The following is a 15,628-nucleotide window of genomic DNA, read 5'->3' on the forward strand; positions in this document are numbered from 1 at the left end:
AAGATCAGGCAGTTCATAACAGATCCATTCGTAAGCCTCTGGGCTTTGTGTGGCGCTGGGATGGATGGATAAACAGGCGTAAATGATGGGACACTAACCGGATCGGGAAAGAATCCGGCTCTGCCACGGTAGCGATCACCGGAACACAACGATCACCTGATAAATCACGTTATTGATACATTGCCGGAACTTCTAATGAAGTCGCTACGCTCCCTTTCTCTTATGTGCCCATCACGGCACGTAAAGGTGATGTATTACCCAAAGGTTTTGTATTTGTCATTGTTCCTCAATTTTGGATAGCCTCCAGTGTACTGATCCGTATAGGAAAATTAGCAAATCGAGGTGAGAACATGGCAAATGCTACCAAAAGCGCCGCGACAAAGCGCAACAACCGTAAAATTCATGCCCGTAAATTCCTGGCTACGCCAGAGGGTAAAGCCTGGCTTGCTAAGAAGCAGGAAGAAGAGGCAGAGATTAAATTAGCGCGAGCGGCTAACGCTATGTTTTAAGGCGATCACCAATGGGCTTATTGGCTGCTATTGTCCAAAATCTGTTAGTTGCACATTTTCTGCTCTCTGGATAACCTGAGATTAATCCTAACCATCAGAGAGAAGAGACTATGCAGATCACTGTCACATCCCAGAACGTAGACACGCATAAGAAAAACATCAGACGTGATGACCTGAAAGGGTTAACTTGTTTCATGCAAATGGCACATAGTGTGCGTGTGACCGCATCGCAAGATCACCAAGCTATCGTTCAGAGTGTTTTGGGGAAACCTGATAGCGATAACCATCATCAGTTACCATCTTATTGGGTCTGGAATGATGTGGATGCCGTGAAGCTGGTTGATGTGCTGTACGCAGTCGCTAACGCATGAAGCCGTCGGAAGTTTCTTGTATTAACGGAGGCCTGGCGCTTAGCAACTTGATAAACCTGTTATGGATAATAGAGCCACTCAAACAAAGGTATTCAAATGGAAATGTTAAAATACGCAGTGTTCTCAGATTGCAAACAGTATCGCTATTCGATAGCCAGAACTTGGGATGAAACAAAGCCCTATGCGGTCTTTATAGGTCTGAACCCTTCTTATGCTGACGCTGAACAAGATGATCCCACGCTTGGGCGCTGTATCTCGTTTGCTCAAAGGTGGGGGATGGGCGGTGTACGCATCGTTAACCTCTTTGCATTCGTACATACAAACCGCTTTGAGATGATGAAAGCTGCTGATCCGGTTGGTGCTGATAATGATCTCTACATAGTTGAAACGGTAGTTAATGCTGGCGTAGTGGTTGCTGCATGGGGCAATGAGGGACGGCATTTGCAACGTTCTGCTGCAATACGTGCTTTACTGCCCGCTGATACAAAATGCTTTAAAATCAATGCAACAGGTGAGCCTAAACACCCCCTCTATGTACATGGTGACACAGCGCTAATTCCCTTTATTTAATTGGTAAGGTATCCGGTGAGTTTACCTATTCCGTATTGTGAAACAACGTCATTAACCCCATAATCCCTTTTAACCTTGGGTGATCTCAGGTGTTGAAACCTACTGCAATGGGAGATTAGAAATGGGTATGATTACGTGTGAAGAGTGCGGGGCTGAGTACAACGAAGAAGATGGTTACTGCGTAGCTTGTGATGAGTCTACACCACCACCAGGTGAACAGTGTGAATTTTGCGATAACCCTGCAACTTCTTATGTACAAGATCATCCGGTGTGTGATGATTGTTTTGATGATGCCTATCCTATTGATTGATAATTACTCTAACAATAAAAAAGGGGGCATCATGCCCCCTCGTATCATTCCTGTAAAGCCCGTAGCCACATCATAAGCAAATGAAGCTGGCTTCCTGTCATTGCTGGTACTTTAACCGCTTGACCTCGTTCTGCGTTGCACAGCGCGAGCGCTAACGCCATAATGCTGCTGTTCTGCATTTCCTTCTCTCCGTTGGGAATGTTGAATACGGCGGGGGCTGGCTTCTTGGTGGTTGGCGGCCCCTGCCACTTGCTGATCAACTGCTCTTCTAAGGTTTGTTGGTAACAGGTGACGCTGTATTGTCGTCCCTGCAAACTTCACTACCTGCGTATAAACGCACACCGTAGCACCACACCAGATAAAGCTGGTGATTAGCTCTTCTTCCTTTTTCACTCTTCCGAATCCTCTGTATTGAAGGTTTTCGTATAGGGACATTTCCCCTCAGTTACGTAGGTGAACAGGTAATTGCTGTTCTGATACGTGCATAGCGTTTTTCCGTTCTCCGTCTGTTCCTCCTCTGGGTGAGTCATCGTAATTTGTCCTGCATGAGTCGCCAGCGGCAGCAGTACCAGCACGTAAAGTAAGCGTTTCATGTTGATCACTCCCAAATGTTTGCAAGGGCAGCGCCCACGCTTTTAACGTCAATCTTCAAATAGTTCATGGTCACTTTAGGATCTGAATGGTTCAGCGCTTTCATTGCTAAGGCAAGGTTGCCATTGGATTGCTCAAAAATTTGTGTAGATGCAAATTTTCTAAAGCTGTGACAGCCTACCGTTCCTTTAATCCCGACACTCTCCGCAGCCTGTTTGATCTCACGGTTCACCTGTTCACGGCTGACAGGCGATTTTCCTGATGCACGGTTGCTGTGTGACGTGAAAACGTATTCGTCTTTCGGGAAGGCCTGGCGGCGACGTTCTACAATCTCCCACACCTTGGCAGGGACGATGATTTCTTTCTTCTTGCCCGTCTTACTCTCCAGCACTTCCAGCGTATTTCCCTCCTTGAACTGGCTGAACTTCAAATTCACCGTATCCCCGACACGTAAGCATAAAGAGGCCATTGTTACCGCTACGTCTGCGAATAGCTGTTTGTTATGACTCTCAAGCCAGCTTATCAGCTTAAACGCCTCTGCTTGGGTGATTATCTTCGTGGTCGCCATCAACTTATCTCCATCAATCTTGAAACTGTGAAATAAGATTATGATCATTTTCAGTTAGTTACAACTATTCAATCTCACATTTTTATTGAAGGTGGTGGAAGGTTGCGCCATTTCCAGCACTACTGAACGCGAAGAAGCACGGCCTCCTGTTCAAAACTCGCACAAATACGAAATATCCTTAACAAAATCATAATGTTGGCAAGTCTAAACAGATGTTTGAACGTTGCCAAATACTGGCGAGGCTATGCACGGTTTATGCAGATTCATTGCATACCATAGAGAGGAAGGGTGAAGGTAAAGCGATGTGTGTTAATTAAATCAATAGGTTGGGTGTTCTATCTCACATTACTACACAACCTTGAGGTAGAGGCATTGCACTGTAAATGAGAAGCTTTCTCATTTGTGGTGGTGTGATTTGAGTTGTTGAGAATGATTATCAAATGAATGGATTCTGAGCATGGAAAAAGAAACATCGTTTCAATTTAGAAAACTCGTTCAACACATTGCACCTATCATGAAGTGCTCATTGTGGACAATGATCGCTGTGAGCCGCACGGCGTAAGGTTTTATGTAACATGAGTGATAGTTTCATTTGTTACTATCTTGATGGCTATGGCAACTTTCCCCCGTATTAATGGCCTTCTTTACCTGCGAATTACCAGCGGATTACGCTCTAGTTTGATAGGGATAACCTTTGGTTAATCTAAGATTAATCTTAGGTGTTGTTGTATGTGCGATTCGTAGTGAGCAGGGCGACGGTCTACCGTTGGGGGAAGGGCTGAAAGTAACGTTTTGGTACTCTCGTAATACACGGGGAAAAACCCGTCTATCGAAATTAGCAGGATGAAGGATACACGGGAAAAACCCGACTGTTCAGAATGGATACACGGGAAAAACCCGACTGTTCAGAATGGATACACGGGAAAAACCCAAGTATTCGGCACTGATACCAGGGAAAAACCCGCCCAATAGAAAGAGATTTTAGAAATCGATTCTAAAGAAAGAGATTTCTAAAAGATCTGTGTTTTGCGCTTGTCGCAAAGATCATTTGCTGGCGTGTATCGCCTGGCAAGTGACCTGTTTCGCCTTTGGGTGGCTCCTCGGTCAGCCGCTCACGACGCAGCAAAGCGTTACTCTGTATCTTCTGAACTCGTGCAAACTTCGTTTCTGACGAGAGTCAGGCACGAACGATTATTTGCCATCGGCAAGAGATCGCTTTCGCCGTGGGCGAATACCATTGCGCTGTGCGCGGAATTACCATCTGACCAACCAACTACCGTTGATTGTCCATCTGATAAGCTGACTAACTTCAACCATCCATTCATGAACTAACGTTCACCCATGCAAGGTTTCAGTAAGTCAGTGGCTAAGGCTTCACTGTTCGCTGATGGCTCCAGTTCATCCAGCCTCAATCCAATACCAACACCTACTATCCTGATAACTACCGTTATCCCTCTGTAGTTGTGCTATTGGTTTCGGGAGTAAGTGCCAGAGGTGCGCCATACGTCACCAGAACGCACAGGAAGCCCGTAGAGCGATTTTAATAGGGTGGTTAGGATTGGTAGCCTGAATGCGTTAGAACGCCGCAGAGAGCGTTACAGACTGTTTTGTGTGTTTATTATGGCTGTCGTCTCTGGTGGCAATTTCTATCATAAATTTTGATTGACAGCAACCCCAGGTTTTTGGTGAAAAGCATGTAATGCGCTTGACTTTTTCGAAGTTATTGAAAAATAGCTTGACAGCAAGTGTGCTTTTAGTGTATTATTAAAAGTATGGTGATAATCATTATCATCTACCTCATCTAACAACATTCCATACGCATGAATTGCAGCCTCCACCAGGTTTTTTGGTGCGGGGGCTTTTTTGCGTCTGGAGAAAACCAAACAGGAGCAAACAACATGCGTTACTTCAATGTTGACCAAATCTACGCGGATTTGATCACAGGCCGAACAACACGAACACTTGTTTACAGTTCACTTGTCCGAGCACGTAAGCGAGAACAGCCAGATAGAGTGGAGATGTTCGAAGAAGCGATCCGACGCTTTGATGAATGGCGAGCAACGCCAAACTTCACCCCAGTGACCAGCTAACCCAGAAGGAGAAACCAGAATGATCGAGAAGAAAACCAAACTACCGCCGTCCACATCGTTAATGATCCCGGATGAGACATTTCAGATTTTATTCAAAGAAGCGAAGCGCCGAAAAATGAGCGTAAGCGCACTCCTTCTTGAAGAATGCCAAAGTCTGGCGGTCAAATACTCGAAAGCTGGCGCGTAATAGCAGCGTTCCAGCGTTAACACCCACCCCACGAATGAGAAGCGGAGAAAACTAAATGAAGAGCATTCGTAATTTACTGAGCATACATAGGAGCAAACAACGATGGCAAAGAACAACTTTATCGACGGGGAAGTATACAAATACGCCTCAATCGAAGAAGCATTATTATCAGCAACTCGAATTACAAATCTCAAAACAGGCGAGTCAGTAAAGCTAATCGGTAACGATAAATTATCATACATGATCCTCCGAAAGAGATTTCATTTATTCACCGACCAATCAACAGACAATAAGTATTATACAACTGGTAAGCACTACGACACCATTGAAAGTATCGCTGAGGCAATCGGTGTTTCTGACGTTGGTACAGTGAGCAGTGCAATTGGCAGAATGGAAGCCGCCGGACTGCTAACCAAAAAGAGATTTGGAAAAACTTACGAATGGACAGTTGTCGATCTCACTCCAGAATTATTTCTTCTCGAACGTAACACCGGGACGGCAAAAAAGCCTGTCTGGGTGGATTGTCTGAAACATCCCGTGTTTGGTAACGCCAAAGAATCCGCGCCAGCCGTTCAGCCGGAGGAGCAAAGCGACGATCCGATGTGTGACCTTGACGAAGCACCGGAAGAGGAAGCGCCAGCGCCGGAAAAAGTGAAGCCAGCACCCAAGCCAAAGCCCACGAAGAAACCAGCGGCAAGGAAAGCACCCTCCAAACAGCAAACCGTCTCCCCGTTCGAGTTTAAAACGCCACGAGATGAAAACCGGGATTGGTGGTATTTGGAACGCTACAACGATGCAGATCAGTTTACTGGATTTAATGACTTTGATTTGCCTTATCTGGCAATGTTTGAGAGTCAGGGGAAGTTAATAAATCAACATTCAATCCAGTATCTTAAAACCAAACGCGGAGCATACGAACGATCACAACAAACTTAGGAGTAACATTGAATAAACTATACCTATTGAACGAAGCCACACATCATCAAATAGAATGTAACACTGTCTGCCAACGTCTTTATTATCACCTTGCATCTCTTAAACGTGAAAGCGGAGCAATAAAAGCCACCGTGAAACACATTGCTGATGGTGTGGGTATAAGCGAAAGCGGGGCGCGTTATTGGATGTTATTAATGCACGATGCAGCCGTTATTACAATGGAACGCCACGGCAAGTATTACGACATTACCGTAAACGAAGCGGTGAGCTTCATTACTACAACCAACTAAGAAACAATACGGGAAACTTTTATGATCATCGCTATGTATTGGTTATTTGCATTTTACGCAGTATGGACATTAACGAGAACAAACGGAAGTTTCCCTCTACGAGGAATTAATGGGACGAAAAGAAAGAAATACGCTCTCCCGCCTTGAGCGAGAGAATAAAAGCAGAATCAAAAAAAACACCCGTCTTTATGTAAAATCTCTGGAAGAAATTCCAGGGGAATTAATTGAAACAATGACAGAAGTACATTCAACACCGCCCTCTGTGGAAGAGTGGGCCGCGTTAAATGATCTTCTCGAAAGTTCGAGCGGATTGTATTACAAACCACGTAGACGCAAAGTTTATAGTTGGGATGATTCAAATTTGAAGAAATGGCAATGCCTGGGCTTCTCATCCCTTGAGCATTACATCACTTATAACCAGATAAATAACACCGTAGCCGGATTGAGAGAACTTGACGGCTTATTTTTAACGGAGAATGACAACTATGATTGAAGAAATCACACAACACCCACATTTTAAAGAACGTGTTGAATACGTAGAATACCTATTCGGACAAGCCCTCTCTCTCGAAAAAGAAAATAAAATAGAAGAGATCTCACTTATCGTTGATGTACTGGCTACAGAGGCCGCGCCATTCCTGGCAGGGATTCAGGCTATCAAAGCTATTAAGGAGCGTATGCAAGATGCAGAATAATCACACAGAATGGCTAACAGACGTCCTGCACCAATTCCACTATGAACATCACGCCCCACTCCTGGAAGCTGTAAACACCATGCAGAGAGACAGAACACCGCAAAGCCTGATGCAGGTGGTGGCGCTTATGATGACGGCTTGTAGCGAGTTAGGGAGCATCTCTACAGCTTGTATGCAGGTTGAAGGGCTACAGGATGATCCGGCATTGCTGGAAGAGCTTAACGAACTTGTAGCAAGCATTCAGGATGTTAAAGAGCAAGTGGATGAAATTATTGAAGAATTCAAATCCTCTGGTATTACAGAGGAATGCGCTATAACATAAGTGTTACGAAATAGCTTGACAATTTGTGCTTTTTATGTCATAATAAGTTATAGGGTAAGTATTCGAATCACTTCTCCCATAGATGGCTATTCCTCCCCTTGTAGGGATAGTCCTCTTCTCTAAAATCATTCCTCTTGATTTTTGGTTGTGTTCTTTATTGCTACGTTTCGTTTGTTTCTAGCAAGGATTCTCCACTGCTTTATTTATTGCCTCTTCTCAATAAATAGGGGGTATCCGGTGGAGAACACCTTCCCTTTGAAAGCAATAATTCACAACGAGTGATTTTATAGAAGAGCAATTCCGCTCTTTACAGCTATTACTTTGTTTATAACAACGTGTAGTTGTCAGACGACATTATTTAAATGAATGGGAAACTGTTTCATGTCTACATGATCAAGTGTTTGAATAATGGTTTGCCTGTAGCTTACAGTAATGTAAGCACCCCTCTTATTAATTATTGAGCTTCCCGAAAGGTTGAATAGCTAATGAGATTCCATAGATTATTATTGCCAGCGTGGAAACACGTTTAATAATCTCGGCTGGATTTCCTCCTAAGATTGCCAGCCTCCCAATAAGCCCCTTAATTGGGGTTTATTTCACCCCTGTAGTAACAAATTTGTTAAGGAAACAAAGCAATTTTTCTAATGAACTATGACCGTGTGATCACTCACAAATCCTCTTCACTTGTCCTCACTGAAAAGATGATTAAACAAGCTGCTGATGTATTCGGAGTAAGTGTAGAAGAGATTCGAGCGGCTACAGAAAAATTCTGGCCTACCGCCACGATCACAAAATCAAATACCCCTCACCCATTATCAGGGCTTGAGAAACGATTAAAAATAATAGCAATAGCAAAAGGAAAATAACCAATGCAATTTGGAACATTTCAAACATTAAACGGGGATAACAGCCACGCCCGTTATAAAGTGGTGGCTTACGCATCTGATGCAATTATGCAGGACAAGCTGATCCGTGTGGAATCCGGTATTCCTGCCGATCTCATTGTTGGCGATCTCGTAACCGCAACAGGTGCAAAAGCTGCCACCCCTGGTGACATTGCGTATGTTGTCGTAGAACCTGCACGCGCTGGTGATAAGGCGTTTATTGTAGCTTCTCCAGAACATACTATTTTAGCCCTGGTTGGCGTTGAATTTGGAAGCCTGGATAAATCTCTGGCTCAAGCGCAATTAGCAACCCTTGGCTTTACTTTCACTGATTTTGACACTGTAGCACTACGCACTACCTAATAAGGAAATTAAAATAATGTCTAAAGATTTATTCTCTGGTGTAGTGTACGACAGTTTTACAAGCCCGTTCACTTTCAGCACTCAGCTAAACCGTATTATTTCAAATCTGGGCTTATTCCGTCAGGAATCCCACAACGTAAATCTGATCGCCCTCGAAAAGATTACCGATGTTAAAAATCTGGTGGCTAAGGAAAATAGCCCATACGCTCAAAGCGATTGGAACTCTGCACAACGTCCAGAATTTAGCAATGCACTATACCAGCTTAAATACCACGGTATTCTAAACAGTGTAACCTCTCTTGACCTGCAACAATACGCCGCGCGTGGAATTGCTGACACTGCCGATCAGGTGTCAATTGCATTGAGTGATTTCTCAGATAGCCAGTATTCTATGGCAGAAAACGCCGTTGAAATTGATCTGGTGAATGCTCTGTTAGGACTTCGTGTTAATAGCGACTATGCAGGACAAGGCGATCTTGATTTCCTTGCTGGCGGTACTCGTACAGAATACACCCTGGACACTTCCGACACTGCGAACATCTTCGAACAACTAAGCGAGATTGCCCGTATTCAGAATGTGGCTCTTGGTGAAGGGCTGGCACAACAGAAACAAGGTGCTGTGATCCTGGCTTCTGGCGCTGCTGCTAAGGCTCTGCGTTACCATCCATCTATTAAAGATTTTATGGTGTACACCCTAAGCGTAAATAGTTCTGACAACTTCTATACACGAACTGTAGAGAGTAACCCTGCTTACGAGGTGTGGACTCTGAACGGGATCACGGTGATCGATGTGACAGGCTATAGCCTCATTAGTGACAAGATCGGTGTGGACGGCTTCGCCTACATCCCACGCATGGCTGACACTGCAAACGCGCTTGTTCTTCATACTGGTATTGGTGTTCGTCATCTGACGCTTGGCAAGTCTGCCACCCTTCACAATCAGTATGTTGTTTCAGATGCTAAATGGCAATTCCCATCTATTGCAACGGAAACCAGCTATTTAGCGATTAACAACATTCCTACGGCTATTGTTTTCGGTAGCGTTTCAGCAAGCTGACCATAAATAGAAAATCATGAGCATAGGGGAGGGCGTAGAAATACGCTTTCCCCTTTTTTATTTGTAAGGAGGGAAATACTTTGTATTCTTCCCTCTATGGAGTTTAAACAATGGAAATCATTTTAAAGAGTAAAGGTGTTCATCTGCACCTTGATAATTCAACAGCAGAACAACTATTAAATCTCTCTGCTGTAGCTCGTTTGCTGGAAGTAAGCCCGACACATTTACGCCAGCTTTTACATAAAGGGATGAGTGTTAGTGATGCTCTACATTATCTAACCAGCAAGGAAAGCAAATAATGTTAGAGCTGAATGTAAGTAAGATCTCAAACGTAGTTACGTTTACGGTGGATAAAGCGAGTATGGCAGAAGCTAAAAAAGCTGCTGCTGACTTACAAAAACACTTCGCTAAGATTCAAGACCCTAAGATCAGATTTAAGACATTTAAACAGAATCAGCGAAGAGCGGAAGCCCTTTCCGATGATGCTAAACTAAAAAACGCTGTTAAATCGTCAGAATCTAAACAACAACGTATTGCAGATAAAGCTGCTAAAACTCAGGCAAGGGAACAAGCCAAAATAGCTAAACGTAATGAAACAGCAGACATTAAATTTAAATCTGCTGGCTTACAGCTTCGCGGAATTGCTGGAAAATACGGCGTAGACCCTGCAAAACAATACGAGGCTTTAAAGTTCATTCAGGAACAAACTGAACAATTCCGTAAAGGGGTTATCTCTTCTCAGAGAATGAATTTTACCATTCGTGAACGTATCACCGATTTACGCCGTGTTGCTGCATTACAAGCCCGTATCACTGCCAGCACACAACAACAAGCGATTGCACAGCGTCAAGAGAAGAGAATGGATTATAAAGGGGCGGCGGCTAACATTAAAGAAAGAGGTATAAACGGCATCATCGGCGGTGGGGTATTAGGAAGCCTTGCGTTAACGGCTGGCTCCCTCGGAGTGGGGCAGCGAATTGTTGACAAAGGGAATGAGAATCTCGACCTGGTGCGACAGTCGGCTCTTGTTAAGACAAATCCTAATGCAATCAAGACTATGGTAGCATGGGGGCAGCAACACGGCGTAGACTCCGCTAACACGTCTAAGGCCGTCGATAACATGAAAGATGTACGTGAGCGCCTTGCTATGACTGTTACAAATGGACAGTTCAAAGATGGAAAATGGACAGGCGGCGACGGCGGGATCACAACTATCATGAATAAGTTTGGCTGGAACATTGAGGACGTTAAGAAATTTCAAAATAGACCTCTGGACTTCATCCAGGCAACTGTGAATGAAGGGCAGCGTAGAGGCTTTAGCCAGGCCCAGATTGGTAATTTGATCGAATCATTAGGTGATGACCTGATGCACTACACGGATCTATTCCTGAATAATGGTGCAGAGTTTAACAAGACGCTAAAAAGCCTCGTTGATAGTGGTCAGACGCTGAATGACGAAATGATCAAGCAGGTTTATGAGTATGGCGATCTGTCTGTGGCTATGGGTAATCTGATGAATGGCGTTGATAACAGCCTCTTTACTGGCTTTATGAAAGGCTTCGCCGATGGTGGTGATGACCTCGTGAAGAACACCAAAGTGATCACCGAATCGGCTGGAATGCTTGGAGAGGGATTAGGAGATCTGGCTAAACAGGTGACGGGCTTTGTTGGTGAGATTTCCGGCGTAGTGTCTGATCTAAATGCAGGGCTTCGTTCTCGTTTCCCTCAGTGGTTCAATGATAGCGATAAGCCAGCGGCCCAGGCGCTCTACGATGGTGCTGTGGGTGGTTCTGCGAATGCTACAGCGGATTGGATTAAATCTAAGACGGGCGTGGACACTCGCGATTTTGGCCCTGCAATCATGGATTGGTTGGGCGTTGGTGGTGGTAATGCTGGAACAGCGGCAAATCAATACAGCCTAAATGGTGATTCTCTTCGTGGTTCTGCAATGTCACTAACCAGCGGTAACGCGCCAGCGTACAACCTTGCACCAGTGTTTAATCTGACAGTAGCGCCACAAGTACCGCTAACAATTCAGAGTGACGCTTCGCGCCTTGCTGATTATGTCGATTTCCAGGCGAGAGCTTCACAAGCCAGCTTCATGCAATCGCTCACGTTGTCAGCATTAAGCGGTCAATCATCAACGGGTGGCTAACTTGTGTTGTCGCATGGAGGCTATGCTAAAATGTCGGTGCTGAATTTAAATTGAAGGAATCTAAATTGAACTTTGATGATTTGTCTTCCGAAGAACTTGACCAGCATGTTATGGAGCGCCTTGTATTTGCAGAAGAGGAATTATCTCCGATTTTGAAGGGGCATCTATTTATTGAAAAAGTTCTTGAGACATTAATTTCAAGGAACCTTGTTGAGCCTAAGGCATTTTTCAGATCTACCCGTTCTTATGATTTAAAAGTAGATTTGGCTTTTGCTATGGGCTTGCTCAATAATAAATACTACTCTGCATTCAAAGCGATAAACAAGGTGAGAAATAATTATGCGCATAAACATGATTACAAAGTCACTCTTGAAGAATTGAATGCTTTCAAATTTGATTGGGTAGAAGTTCAGAATAAAGCATTCGCTGTAGCATGTGAGAAAAGTATTGGCGAGGGCGCAAGTATTGCCACAATGTTTTTATGTTGGAAAGCAATACACCTCCTCGACAAACAAGAAGATTAAAAAGGGGCTTGCGCCCCTTTTTTCATTTGTAGCTTATTAGCTCAACATAACTCTGCAATTCTTTCACAATACGATCAGGAACACTCTTAGAATACGTCTTGAAACTCTCCGTTTGTCCTGGTGCGTGACCCGCCAAAATTGCCACACGGCTCTCCGGTACTCCAGCGGCGTTTAGCTTGCTGATCCAGGTGTGGCGGTACGAGTGAAACACTTTGTTTTCATCGTCGGGCAGAATAGCCCGTTTAATGCGTGTAAATCGCTGTGTGTGCCACGTAGAGCGCTTGCCGTCCTCACGATTGGTGATACTGGCACGATAGAACAAAAAGCCGTTGTAGGGGTTATCTCTTCGAGATAAAGCCATAGGCAGGATTTTAGAATGTATAGGAATAACCCTACAGGCATTTGAAGTCTTACCTTCATAAATTTTGAAACACCATACATTATCGATCTGCACTATGCTGTGACCGTTCATAGAGCAAATCTCATTAAGCCTCATCCCACTGTAAGCGGCAATGCTTGCCACATCGAATAATTCCCCCTCTCCGGCTTCCTGTAAGCCTCTCAGAAGGGCGATCACATCCTGATCGGTGAATGCTTCATAACTTTCTCTGCTCTTTGCTGTGTTGAGCTTATGCCCTCTGAAAGGGTTTTTTTCAAGCGGCGGGGCATCGTGATAACGGGCAGCGGCAAGATCGAGGATTCCAGCCATTGAAGAGAGGAAATTAGCCTGTGTTTGTATGGCTCTACCATTCTCTTTCATGTAGTCACACCATCCGCTTACGGTAGTACGGGTAATGTCACTTAGCTGAATGTCGGAGCGTTTTAGATAAGACAGAAACACAGTAACGGCTCGTTTATCTTTTGACAGTGTGCCAATCTTCTTAACATCGGCATTTTGTAACAGATACACATCCAGCATACCTACCAGTGAAGGGCAGGAGGGCACGAGCTTGTTAGCCTTGTTATTATTGGGTGTTGCGGAAGGTTCCCGCCTGCTATTTCTTGTTTCTGCACTTTGTGCCACTGGTGACGCTCTGGCATACTTCGCCACGCTTTGGAGATAGCTGATCGTATCCTGAATGCTGTCAGGCTTTGGCGGCGCGGCTAACTCTCTCACTCGTTCGTATTCAGTCACTATTGCATCCCGCTTGCGTCGTGCCACACGGAGATCGCTTGTCTTGAGGCTTCGAACAAGAGTCTTCTTTCCTCCGAAAGCGTCATGCAAATACGCCGGAAGCACTATCCGGCAGTAATACACGCCGTAAGCGTCTGTTATCAGATAGCGATCATCTTTGTTTACTTTCATGATTTCCCCGTCTAAAGTGTCGGGGCGTTTATTCTGCTAAGAATGAATGGCCTTTAAGAAAGTGTGAAATAGCTCAAAAATCATTCGGTTGCGAAGGTCGGCAGGTGATGACCAGACACGAAATTTATTGAGTGTTCGACTCCTATTATCGGCACCATTAAAATCAAATTCTTACGTAAGATCTTATCATTCTCCCACCAAAAAATTATTTTCATGTAACAGCTGGTGTAAGTAAATTCTATCAACGAAGATCAATCTTATCTACTGACCAAAAAGGCCTGATAGGGCTTCGCTCACTATACATCCGTGGCTGCAGGTTTAGTTGTCCATGTCTACACCACTCCTAAATTTAATGTGTTGGCAATGTGTTCAATAAAGCTCGAACAAATTAGCTCATTATGATCGGTTAATACTTCAACTTCTGGTTGCATGATTGTTTGTCCGTAAAAAGATAACGCGCCCGCCGGGTAGTAGCAGGCGCATTACGCAATAGGTAAACAAGGGAGGAAGTTCAGAAATGTAAATCGGGAAGGTTGTACGCAATGTTCATCGTACTACGTTGTTACGGCTTTGCCGCAACAAGCCAGTTGCCTGCCGCGCTCGCAGAATGTCTACAGCCCGGAGATAAGGAGATTGTTCCTGCCAGCTAAATCCCTTCCTGTCTATACGAACCAGCTCGTATTTTTCTACCAGAAAATTCACGGCATCGGCTAGGGTGATACCGGCATCGATGTGTTCCTTAATCACAGCCTCATTGCAGAATGGCGTGTCGTTTATTGTCAGACCATAGTGCTGTTCCAGCAGACGTGTCAGTAACATTTGCCAGACAGCCACGGGTGACAGGCAGGGCTTCACCGCCCGCTGAGTTGTTGCAGGTAAAGTTTTCATGTTTGCTCTCGTGAAGGTAATTAACGCTGAGTGGGGTAAATGGCGATGTATACGTAGCCGCAACTGCCAAGGGTGTCGGCTTCGCAGGTTAAATCGTTGTGGTACAGGGTAACGCAGTGGGCATGGTGGGTGCTGAGTTCACCAGTGGTCAGCATCGATTCCATCTGGCGGATAAAGTGCGGGAATGTTTCATCCAGCTTCCGGTATTCGATGTCACTGAACTTGCCGGTCATGCTGGCCCGGTCAGCCAGATAATGCAGTCGGTTGCCTTCCTGCACCAGACGGGCTCCCAGACGTGGCGTGATATCACGCTGCAGACCCCATGTGATTTTGCTCATTGATAACCTCTTTATTGTCAGTTCAGGGTGATGCTCATCAGGCAGGCATAAGGCCCCTCGCGGTCCTGGCGGCGTTCGGCGTATACCGCCAGGACTCCTGTGATATCCGGAACGTCCCTGCCGGTGTAATGGCAGACGCTACCGTGCCACTGGTATTTGCCGGTGCAGAAACGAAAGATTCGGGACTCAGGATGCTGGCGGTATATCGTCATTGCCCGGCGTTTACTGATAATTTTCATGTAATACCTCACAGCAGACCGTGTTCTGCGAACGAATAGATTTGCCTGCCGCCGACAATCAGATGGTCAGGGACACGGATATCCACCAGTTGAAGTACCTGAACCAGTCGCTGCGTGAGGGCTTTGTCAGCCTGGCTGGGCGTCGTCTCGCCGGAAGGATGGTTATGCGCCAGTATTACCGCTGCCGCGTTGAAGTACAGAGCGCGCTTGACCACCTCGCGGGGATGTACCTCGGTACTGCTAATAGAACCGGCAAACAGGGTTTCGTGGGCAATCAACTGGTTCTGCTGGTTCAGATACAGCACCCGGAACTCTTCCCGTTCAAGCGCGGCCATATGCAGCCGCAACCACTCCCGGACGGCATGAGTGGAGGTGAAGGCTACCCCAGGCTCATGCAGGTGCCGCTCCAGAGCCCTGAGCGCCCGCTGAATGAGA

At 45.3% G+C, this 15,628-nt stretch carries 25 protein-coding genes; 16 read left to right on the forward strand and 9 right to left on the reverse strand.

Going from position 1 to position 15,628, the window contains the following annotated elements; genetic code table 11:
* Positions 1-350: 350 nt before the first annotated feature.
* The 4 genes from M989_RS25905 to M989_RS25665 all read left to right on the forward strand — a co-directional run bounded on the left by M989_RS25905 (position 351) and on the right by M989_RS25665 (position 1,760).
* Positions 351-509: a hypothetical protein gene (locus tag M989_RS25905; RefSeq protein WP_162934431.1), complete on the forward strand. Its 159-nt coding sequence runs from the start codon at positions 351-353 to the stop codon at positions 507-509.
* 110 nt (positions 510-619) lie between these two features.
* Complete coding sequence (locus M989_RS18325) at positions 620-880, forward strand: hypothetical protein (protein WP_032748139.1); 261 nt, start codon at positions 620-622, stop codon at positions 878-880.
* 96 nt (positions 881-976) lie between these two features.
* The gene (locus M989_RS18330; protein WP_077254484.1) at positions 977-1,450 is read left to right on the forward strand and encodes a DUF1643 domain-containing protein; all 474 of its coding nucleotides are present in this window, start codon (positions 977-979) and stop codon (positions 1,448-1,450) included.
* 121 nt (positions 1,451-1,571) lie between these two features.
* A complete protein-coding gene (locus M989_RS25665) occupies positions 1,572-1,760 on the forward strand; it encodes a hypothetical protein (protein ID WP_123893700.1) in 189 nt (62 codons plus the stop codon).
* Between the two features lie 44 nt (positions 1,761-1,804).
* Here the strand turns inward: M989_RS25665 and M989_RS18335 are convergent, their stop codons facing one another.
* From M989_RS18335 to M989_RS26080, 4 genes are all read right to left on the reverse strand, one after another.
* Positions 1,805-2,074 (reverse strand): hypothetical protein, encoded by a 270-nt coding sequence (locus M989_RS18335; protein ID WP_032748138.1) that lies wholly within the window; start codon positions 2,072-2,074, stop codon positions 1,805-1,807.
* Positions 2,075-2,149: 75 nt separating this feature from the next.
* On the reverse strand, positions 2,150-2,353 hold the full coding sequence (locus tag M989_RS18340; RefSeq protein WP_064547697.1) for a hypothetical protein: 204 nt from the start codon (positions 2,351-2,353) through the stop codon (positions 2,150-2,152).
* A 5-nt stretch (positions 2,354-2,358) separates the two neighbouring features.
* A complete protein-coding gene (locus M989_RS18345; RefSeq protein WP_032750066.1) occupies positions 2,359-2,919 on the reverse strand; it encodes a tyrosine-type recombinase/integrase in 561 nt (186 codons plus the stop codon).
* 1,649 nt (positions 2,920-4,568) lie between these two features.
* Positions 4,569-4,757: a hypothetical protein gene (locus tag M989_RS26080; protein WP_209438774.1), complete on the reverse strand. Its 189-nt coding sequence runs from the start codon at positions 4,755-4,757 to the stop codon at positions 4,569-4,571.
* 271 nt (positions 4,758-5,028) lie between these two features.
* On the opposite strand from M989_RS26080, the gene M989_RS25910 reads away from it, so the two are divergent.
* The 12 genes from M989_RS25910 to M989_RS18385 all read left to right on the forward strand — a co-directional run bounded on the left by M989_RS25910 (position 5,029) and on the right by M989_RS18385 (position 12,422).
* A complete protein-coding gene (locus M989_RS25910) occupies positions 5,029-5,196 on the forward strand; it encodes a hypothetical protein (protein ID WP_165602410.1) in 168 nt (55 codons plus the stop codon).
* 102 nt (positions 5,197-5,298) lie between these two features.
* Positions 5,299-6,132, forward strand: a complete 834-nt coding sequence (locus tag M989_RS18350; RefSeq protein ID WP_045330366.1) for a winged helix-turn-helix domain-containing protein — start codon at positions 5,299-5,301, stop codon at positions 6,130-6,132.
* 8 nt (positions 6,133-6,140) lie between these two features.
* The gene (locus M989_RS24820; RefSeq protein ID WP_008321362.1) at positions 6,141-6,422 is read left to right on the forward strand and encodes a hypothetical protein; all 282 of its coding nucleotides are present in this window, start codon (positions 6,141-6,143) and stop codon (positions 6,420-6,422) included.
* Between the two features lie 109 nt (positions 6,423-6,531).
* Entirely contained in the window at positions 6,532-6,915 is a 384-nt protein-coding gene (locus M989_RS18355) for a hypothetical protein (protein WP_064547687.1), read from the forward strand.
* Positions 6,908-7,117 (forward strand): hypothetical protein, encoded by a 210-nt coding sequence (locus tag M989_RS18360; protein WP_003026879.1) that lies wholly within the window; start codon positions 6,908-6,910, stop codon positions 7,115-7,117. Before M989_RS18355 ends, M989_RS18360 begins: the two co-directional genes overlap by 8 nt.
* Complete coding sequence (locus M989_RS18365; RefSeq protein ID WP_064547690.1) at positions 7,107-7,439, forward strand: hypothetical protein; 333 nt, start codon at positions 7,107-7,109, stop codon at positions 7,437-7,439. The genes M989_RS18360 and M989_RS18365 overlap by 11 nt, the downstream gene beginning before the upstream one ends.
* A 644-nt stretch (positions 7,440-8,083) precedes the next feature.
* Positions 8,084-8,305: a hypothetical protein gene (locus M989_RS25670; protein ID WP_003026872.1), complete on the forward strand. Its 222-nt coding sequence runs from the start codon at positions 8,084-8,086 to the stop codon at positions 8,303-8,305.
* Positions 8,306-8,308: 3 nt separating this feature from the next.
* Positions 8,309-8,686: a hypothetical protein gene (locus M989_RS18370; protein WP_003026868.1), complete on the forward strand. Its 378-nt coding sequence runs from the start codon at positions 8,309-8,311 to the stop codon at positions 8,684-8,686.
* 16 nt (positions 8,687-8,702) lie between these two features.
* On the forward strand, positions 8,703-9,743 hold the full coding sequence (locus M989_RS18375) for a major capsid protein (RefSeq protein ID WP_008321365.1): 1,041 nt from the start codon (positions 8,703-8,705) through the stop codon (positions 9,741-9,743).
* 110 nt (positions 9,744-9,853) lie between these two features.
* A complete protein-coding gene (locus M989_RS24825; RefSeq protein ID WP_072050011.1) occupies positions 9,854-10,042 on the forward strand; it encodes an uL22 family ribosomal protein in 189 nt (62 codons plus the stop codon).
* Positions 10,042-11,898, forward strand: a complete 1,857-nt coding sequence (locus tag M989_RS18380; protein WP_064547691.1) for a hypothetical protein — start codon at positions 10,042-10,044, stop codon at positions 11,896-11,898. The genes M989_RS24825 and M989_RS18380 overlap by 1 nt, the downstream gene beginning before the upstream one ends.
* Before the next feature lie 65 nt (positions 11,899-11,963).
* Positions 11,964-12,422: a hypothetical protein gene (locus M989_RS18385; protein ID WP_032748134.1), complete on the forward strand. Its 459-nt coding sequence runs from the start codon at positions 11,964-11,966 to the stop codon at positions 12,420-12,422.
* Positions 12,423-12,444: 22 nt separating this feature from the next.
* Here the strand turns inward: M989_RS18385 and M989_RS18390 are convergent, their stop codons facing one another.
* The 5 genes from M989_RS18390 to M989_RS18410 all read right to left on the reverse strand — a co-directional run.
* Complete coding sequence (locus tag M989_RS18390; RefSeq protein WP_064547693.1) at positions 12,445-13,728, reverse strand: tyrosine-type recombinase/integrase; 1,284 nt, start codon at positions 13,726-13,728, stop codon at positions 12,445-12,447.
* 546 nt (positions 13,729-14,274) lie between these two features.
* Entirely contained in the window at positions 14,275-14,616 is a 342-nt protein-coding gene (gene ykfI / locus M989_RS18395) for a type IV toxin-antitoxin system toxin YkfI (protein WP_003031349.1), read from the reverse strand.
* Between the two features lie 20 nt (positions 14,617-14,636).
* On the reverse strand, positions 14,637-14,954 hold the full coding sequence (locus M989_RS18400; RefSeq protein WP_003031347.1) for a type IV toxin-antitoxin system YeeU family antitoxin: 318 nt from the start codon (positions 14,952-14,954) through the stop codon (positions 14,637-14,639).
* A gap of 17 nt (positions 14,955-14,971) precedes the next feature.
* Positions 14,972-15,193, reverse strand: a complete 222-nt coding sequence (locus M989_RS18405) for a DUF987 domain-containing protein (protein ID WP_003031346.1) — start codon at positions 15,191-15,193, stop codon at positions 14,972-14,974.
* Between the two features lie 8 nt (positions 15,194-15,201).
* Positions 15,202-15,628 (reverse strand): JAB domain-containing protein (locus M989_RS18410; protein ID WP_157093570.1); only part of this gene is annotated, 427 nt, incomplete at its 5' end.

The sequence above is a fragment of the Kluyvera georgiana ATCC 51603 genome (assembly GCF_001654985.1).
In the GTDB taxonomy this organism is placed as follows: Bacteria; Pseudomonadota; Gammaproteobacteria; order Enterobacterales; family Enterobacteriaceae; genus Kluyvera; species Kluyvera georgiana.

Bases quoted from the DNA above. Each gene is read 5' to 3' on its own strand.
- M989_RS18370 (WP_003026868.1), top strand. From the start codon at position 8,309: ATGCAATTTGGAACATTTCAAACATTAAACGGGGATAACAGCCACGCC.
- M989_RS18345 (WP_032750066.1), bottom strand. From the start codon at position 2,919: ATGGCGACCACGAAGATAATCACCCAAGCAGAGGCGTTTAAGCTGATA.
- M989_RS25910 (WP_165602410.1), top strand. From the start codon at position 5,029: ATGATCGAGAAGAAAACCAAACTACCGCCGTCCACATCGTTAATGATC.
- ykfI (WP_003031349.1), bottom strand. From the start codon at position 14,616: ATGAAAACTTTACCTGCAACAACTCAGCGGGCGGTGAAGCCCTGCCTG.
- M989_RS18340 (WP_064547697.1), bottom strand. From the start codon at position 2,353: ATGAAACGCTTACTTTACGTGCTGGTACTGCTGCCGCTGGCGACTCAT.
- M989_RS25665 (WP_123893700.1), top strand. From the start codon at position 1,572: ATGGGTATGATTACGTGTGAAGAGTGCGGGGCTGAGTACAACGAAGAA.
- M989_RS18400 (WP_003031347.1), bottom strand. From the start codon at position 14,954: ATGAGCAAAATCACATGGGGTCTGCAGCGTGATATCACGCCACGTCTG.
- M989_RS24825 (WP_072050011.1), top strand. From the start codon at position 9,854: ATGGAAATCATTTTAAAGAGTAAAGGTGTTCATCTGCACCTTGATAAT.
- M989_RS18330 (WP_077254484.1), top strand. From the start codon at position 977: ATGGAAATGTTAAAATACGCAGTGTTCTCAGATTGCAAACAGTATCGC.
- M989_RS25905 (WP_162934431.1), top strand. From the start codon at position 351: ATGGCAAATGCTACCAAAAGCGCCGCGACAAAGCGCAACAACCGTAAA.
- M989_RS18405 (WP_003031346.1), bottom strand. From the start codon at position 15,193: ATGAAAATTATCAGTAAACGCCGGGCAATGACGATATACCGCCAGCAT.
- M989_RS18390 (WP_064547693.1), bottom strand. From the start codon at position 13,728: ATGAAAGTAAACAAAGATGATCGCTATCTGATAACAGACGCTTACGGC.
- M989_RS18360 (WP_003026879.1), top strand. From the start codon at position 6,908: ATGATTGAAGAAATCACACAACACCCACATTTTAAAGAACGTGTTGAA.
- M989_RS18365 (WP_064547690.1), top strand. From the start codon at position 7,107: ATGCAGAATAATCACACAGAATGGCTAACAGACGTCCTGCACCAATTC.
- M989_RS18375 (WP_008321365.1), top strand. From the start codon at position 8,703: ATGTCTAAAGATTTATTCTCTGGTGTAGTGTACGACAGTTTTACAAGC.
- M989_RS18350 (WP_045330366.1), top strand. From the start codon at position 5,299: ATGGCAAAGAACAACTTTATCGACGGGGAAGTATACAAATACGCCTCA.
- M989_RS18325 (WP_032748139.1), top strand. From the start codon at position 620: ATGCAGATCACTGTCACATCCCAGAACGTAGACACGCATAAGAAAAAC.
- M989_RS18355 (WP_064547687.1), top strand. From the start codon at position 6,532: ATGGGACGAAAAGAAAGAAATACGCTCTCCCGCCTTGAGCGAGAGAAT.
- M989_RS25670 (WP_003026872.1), top strand. From the start codon at position 8,084: ATGAACTATGACCGTGTGATCACTCACAAATCCTCTTCACTTGTCCTC.
- M989_RS18380 (WP_064547691.1), top strand. From the start codon at position 10,042: ATGTTAGAGCTGAATGTAAGTAAGATCTCAAACGTAGTTACGTTTACG.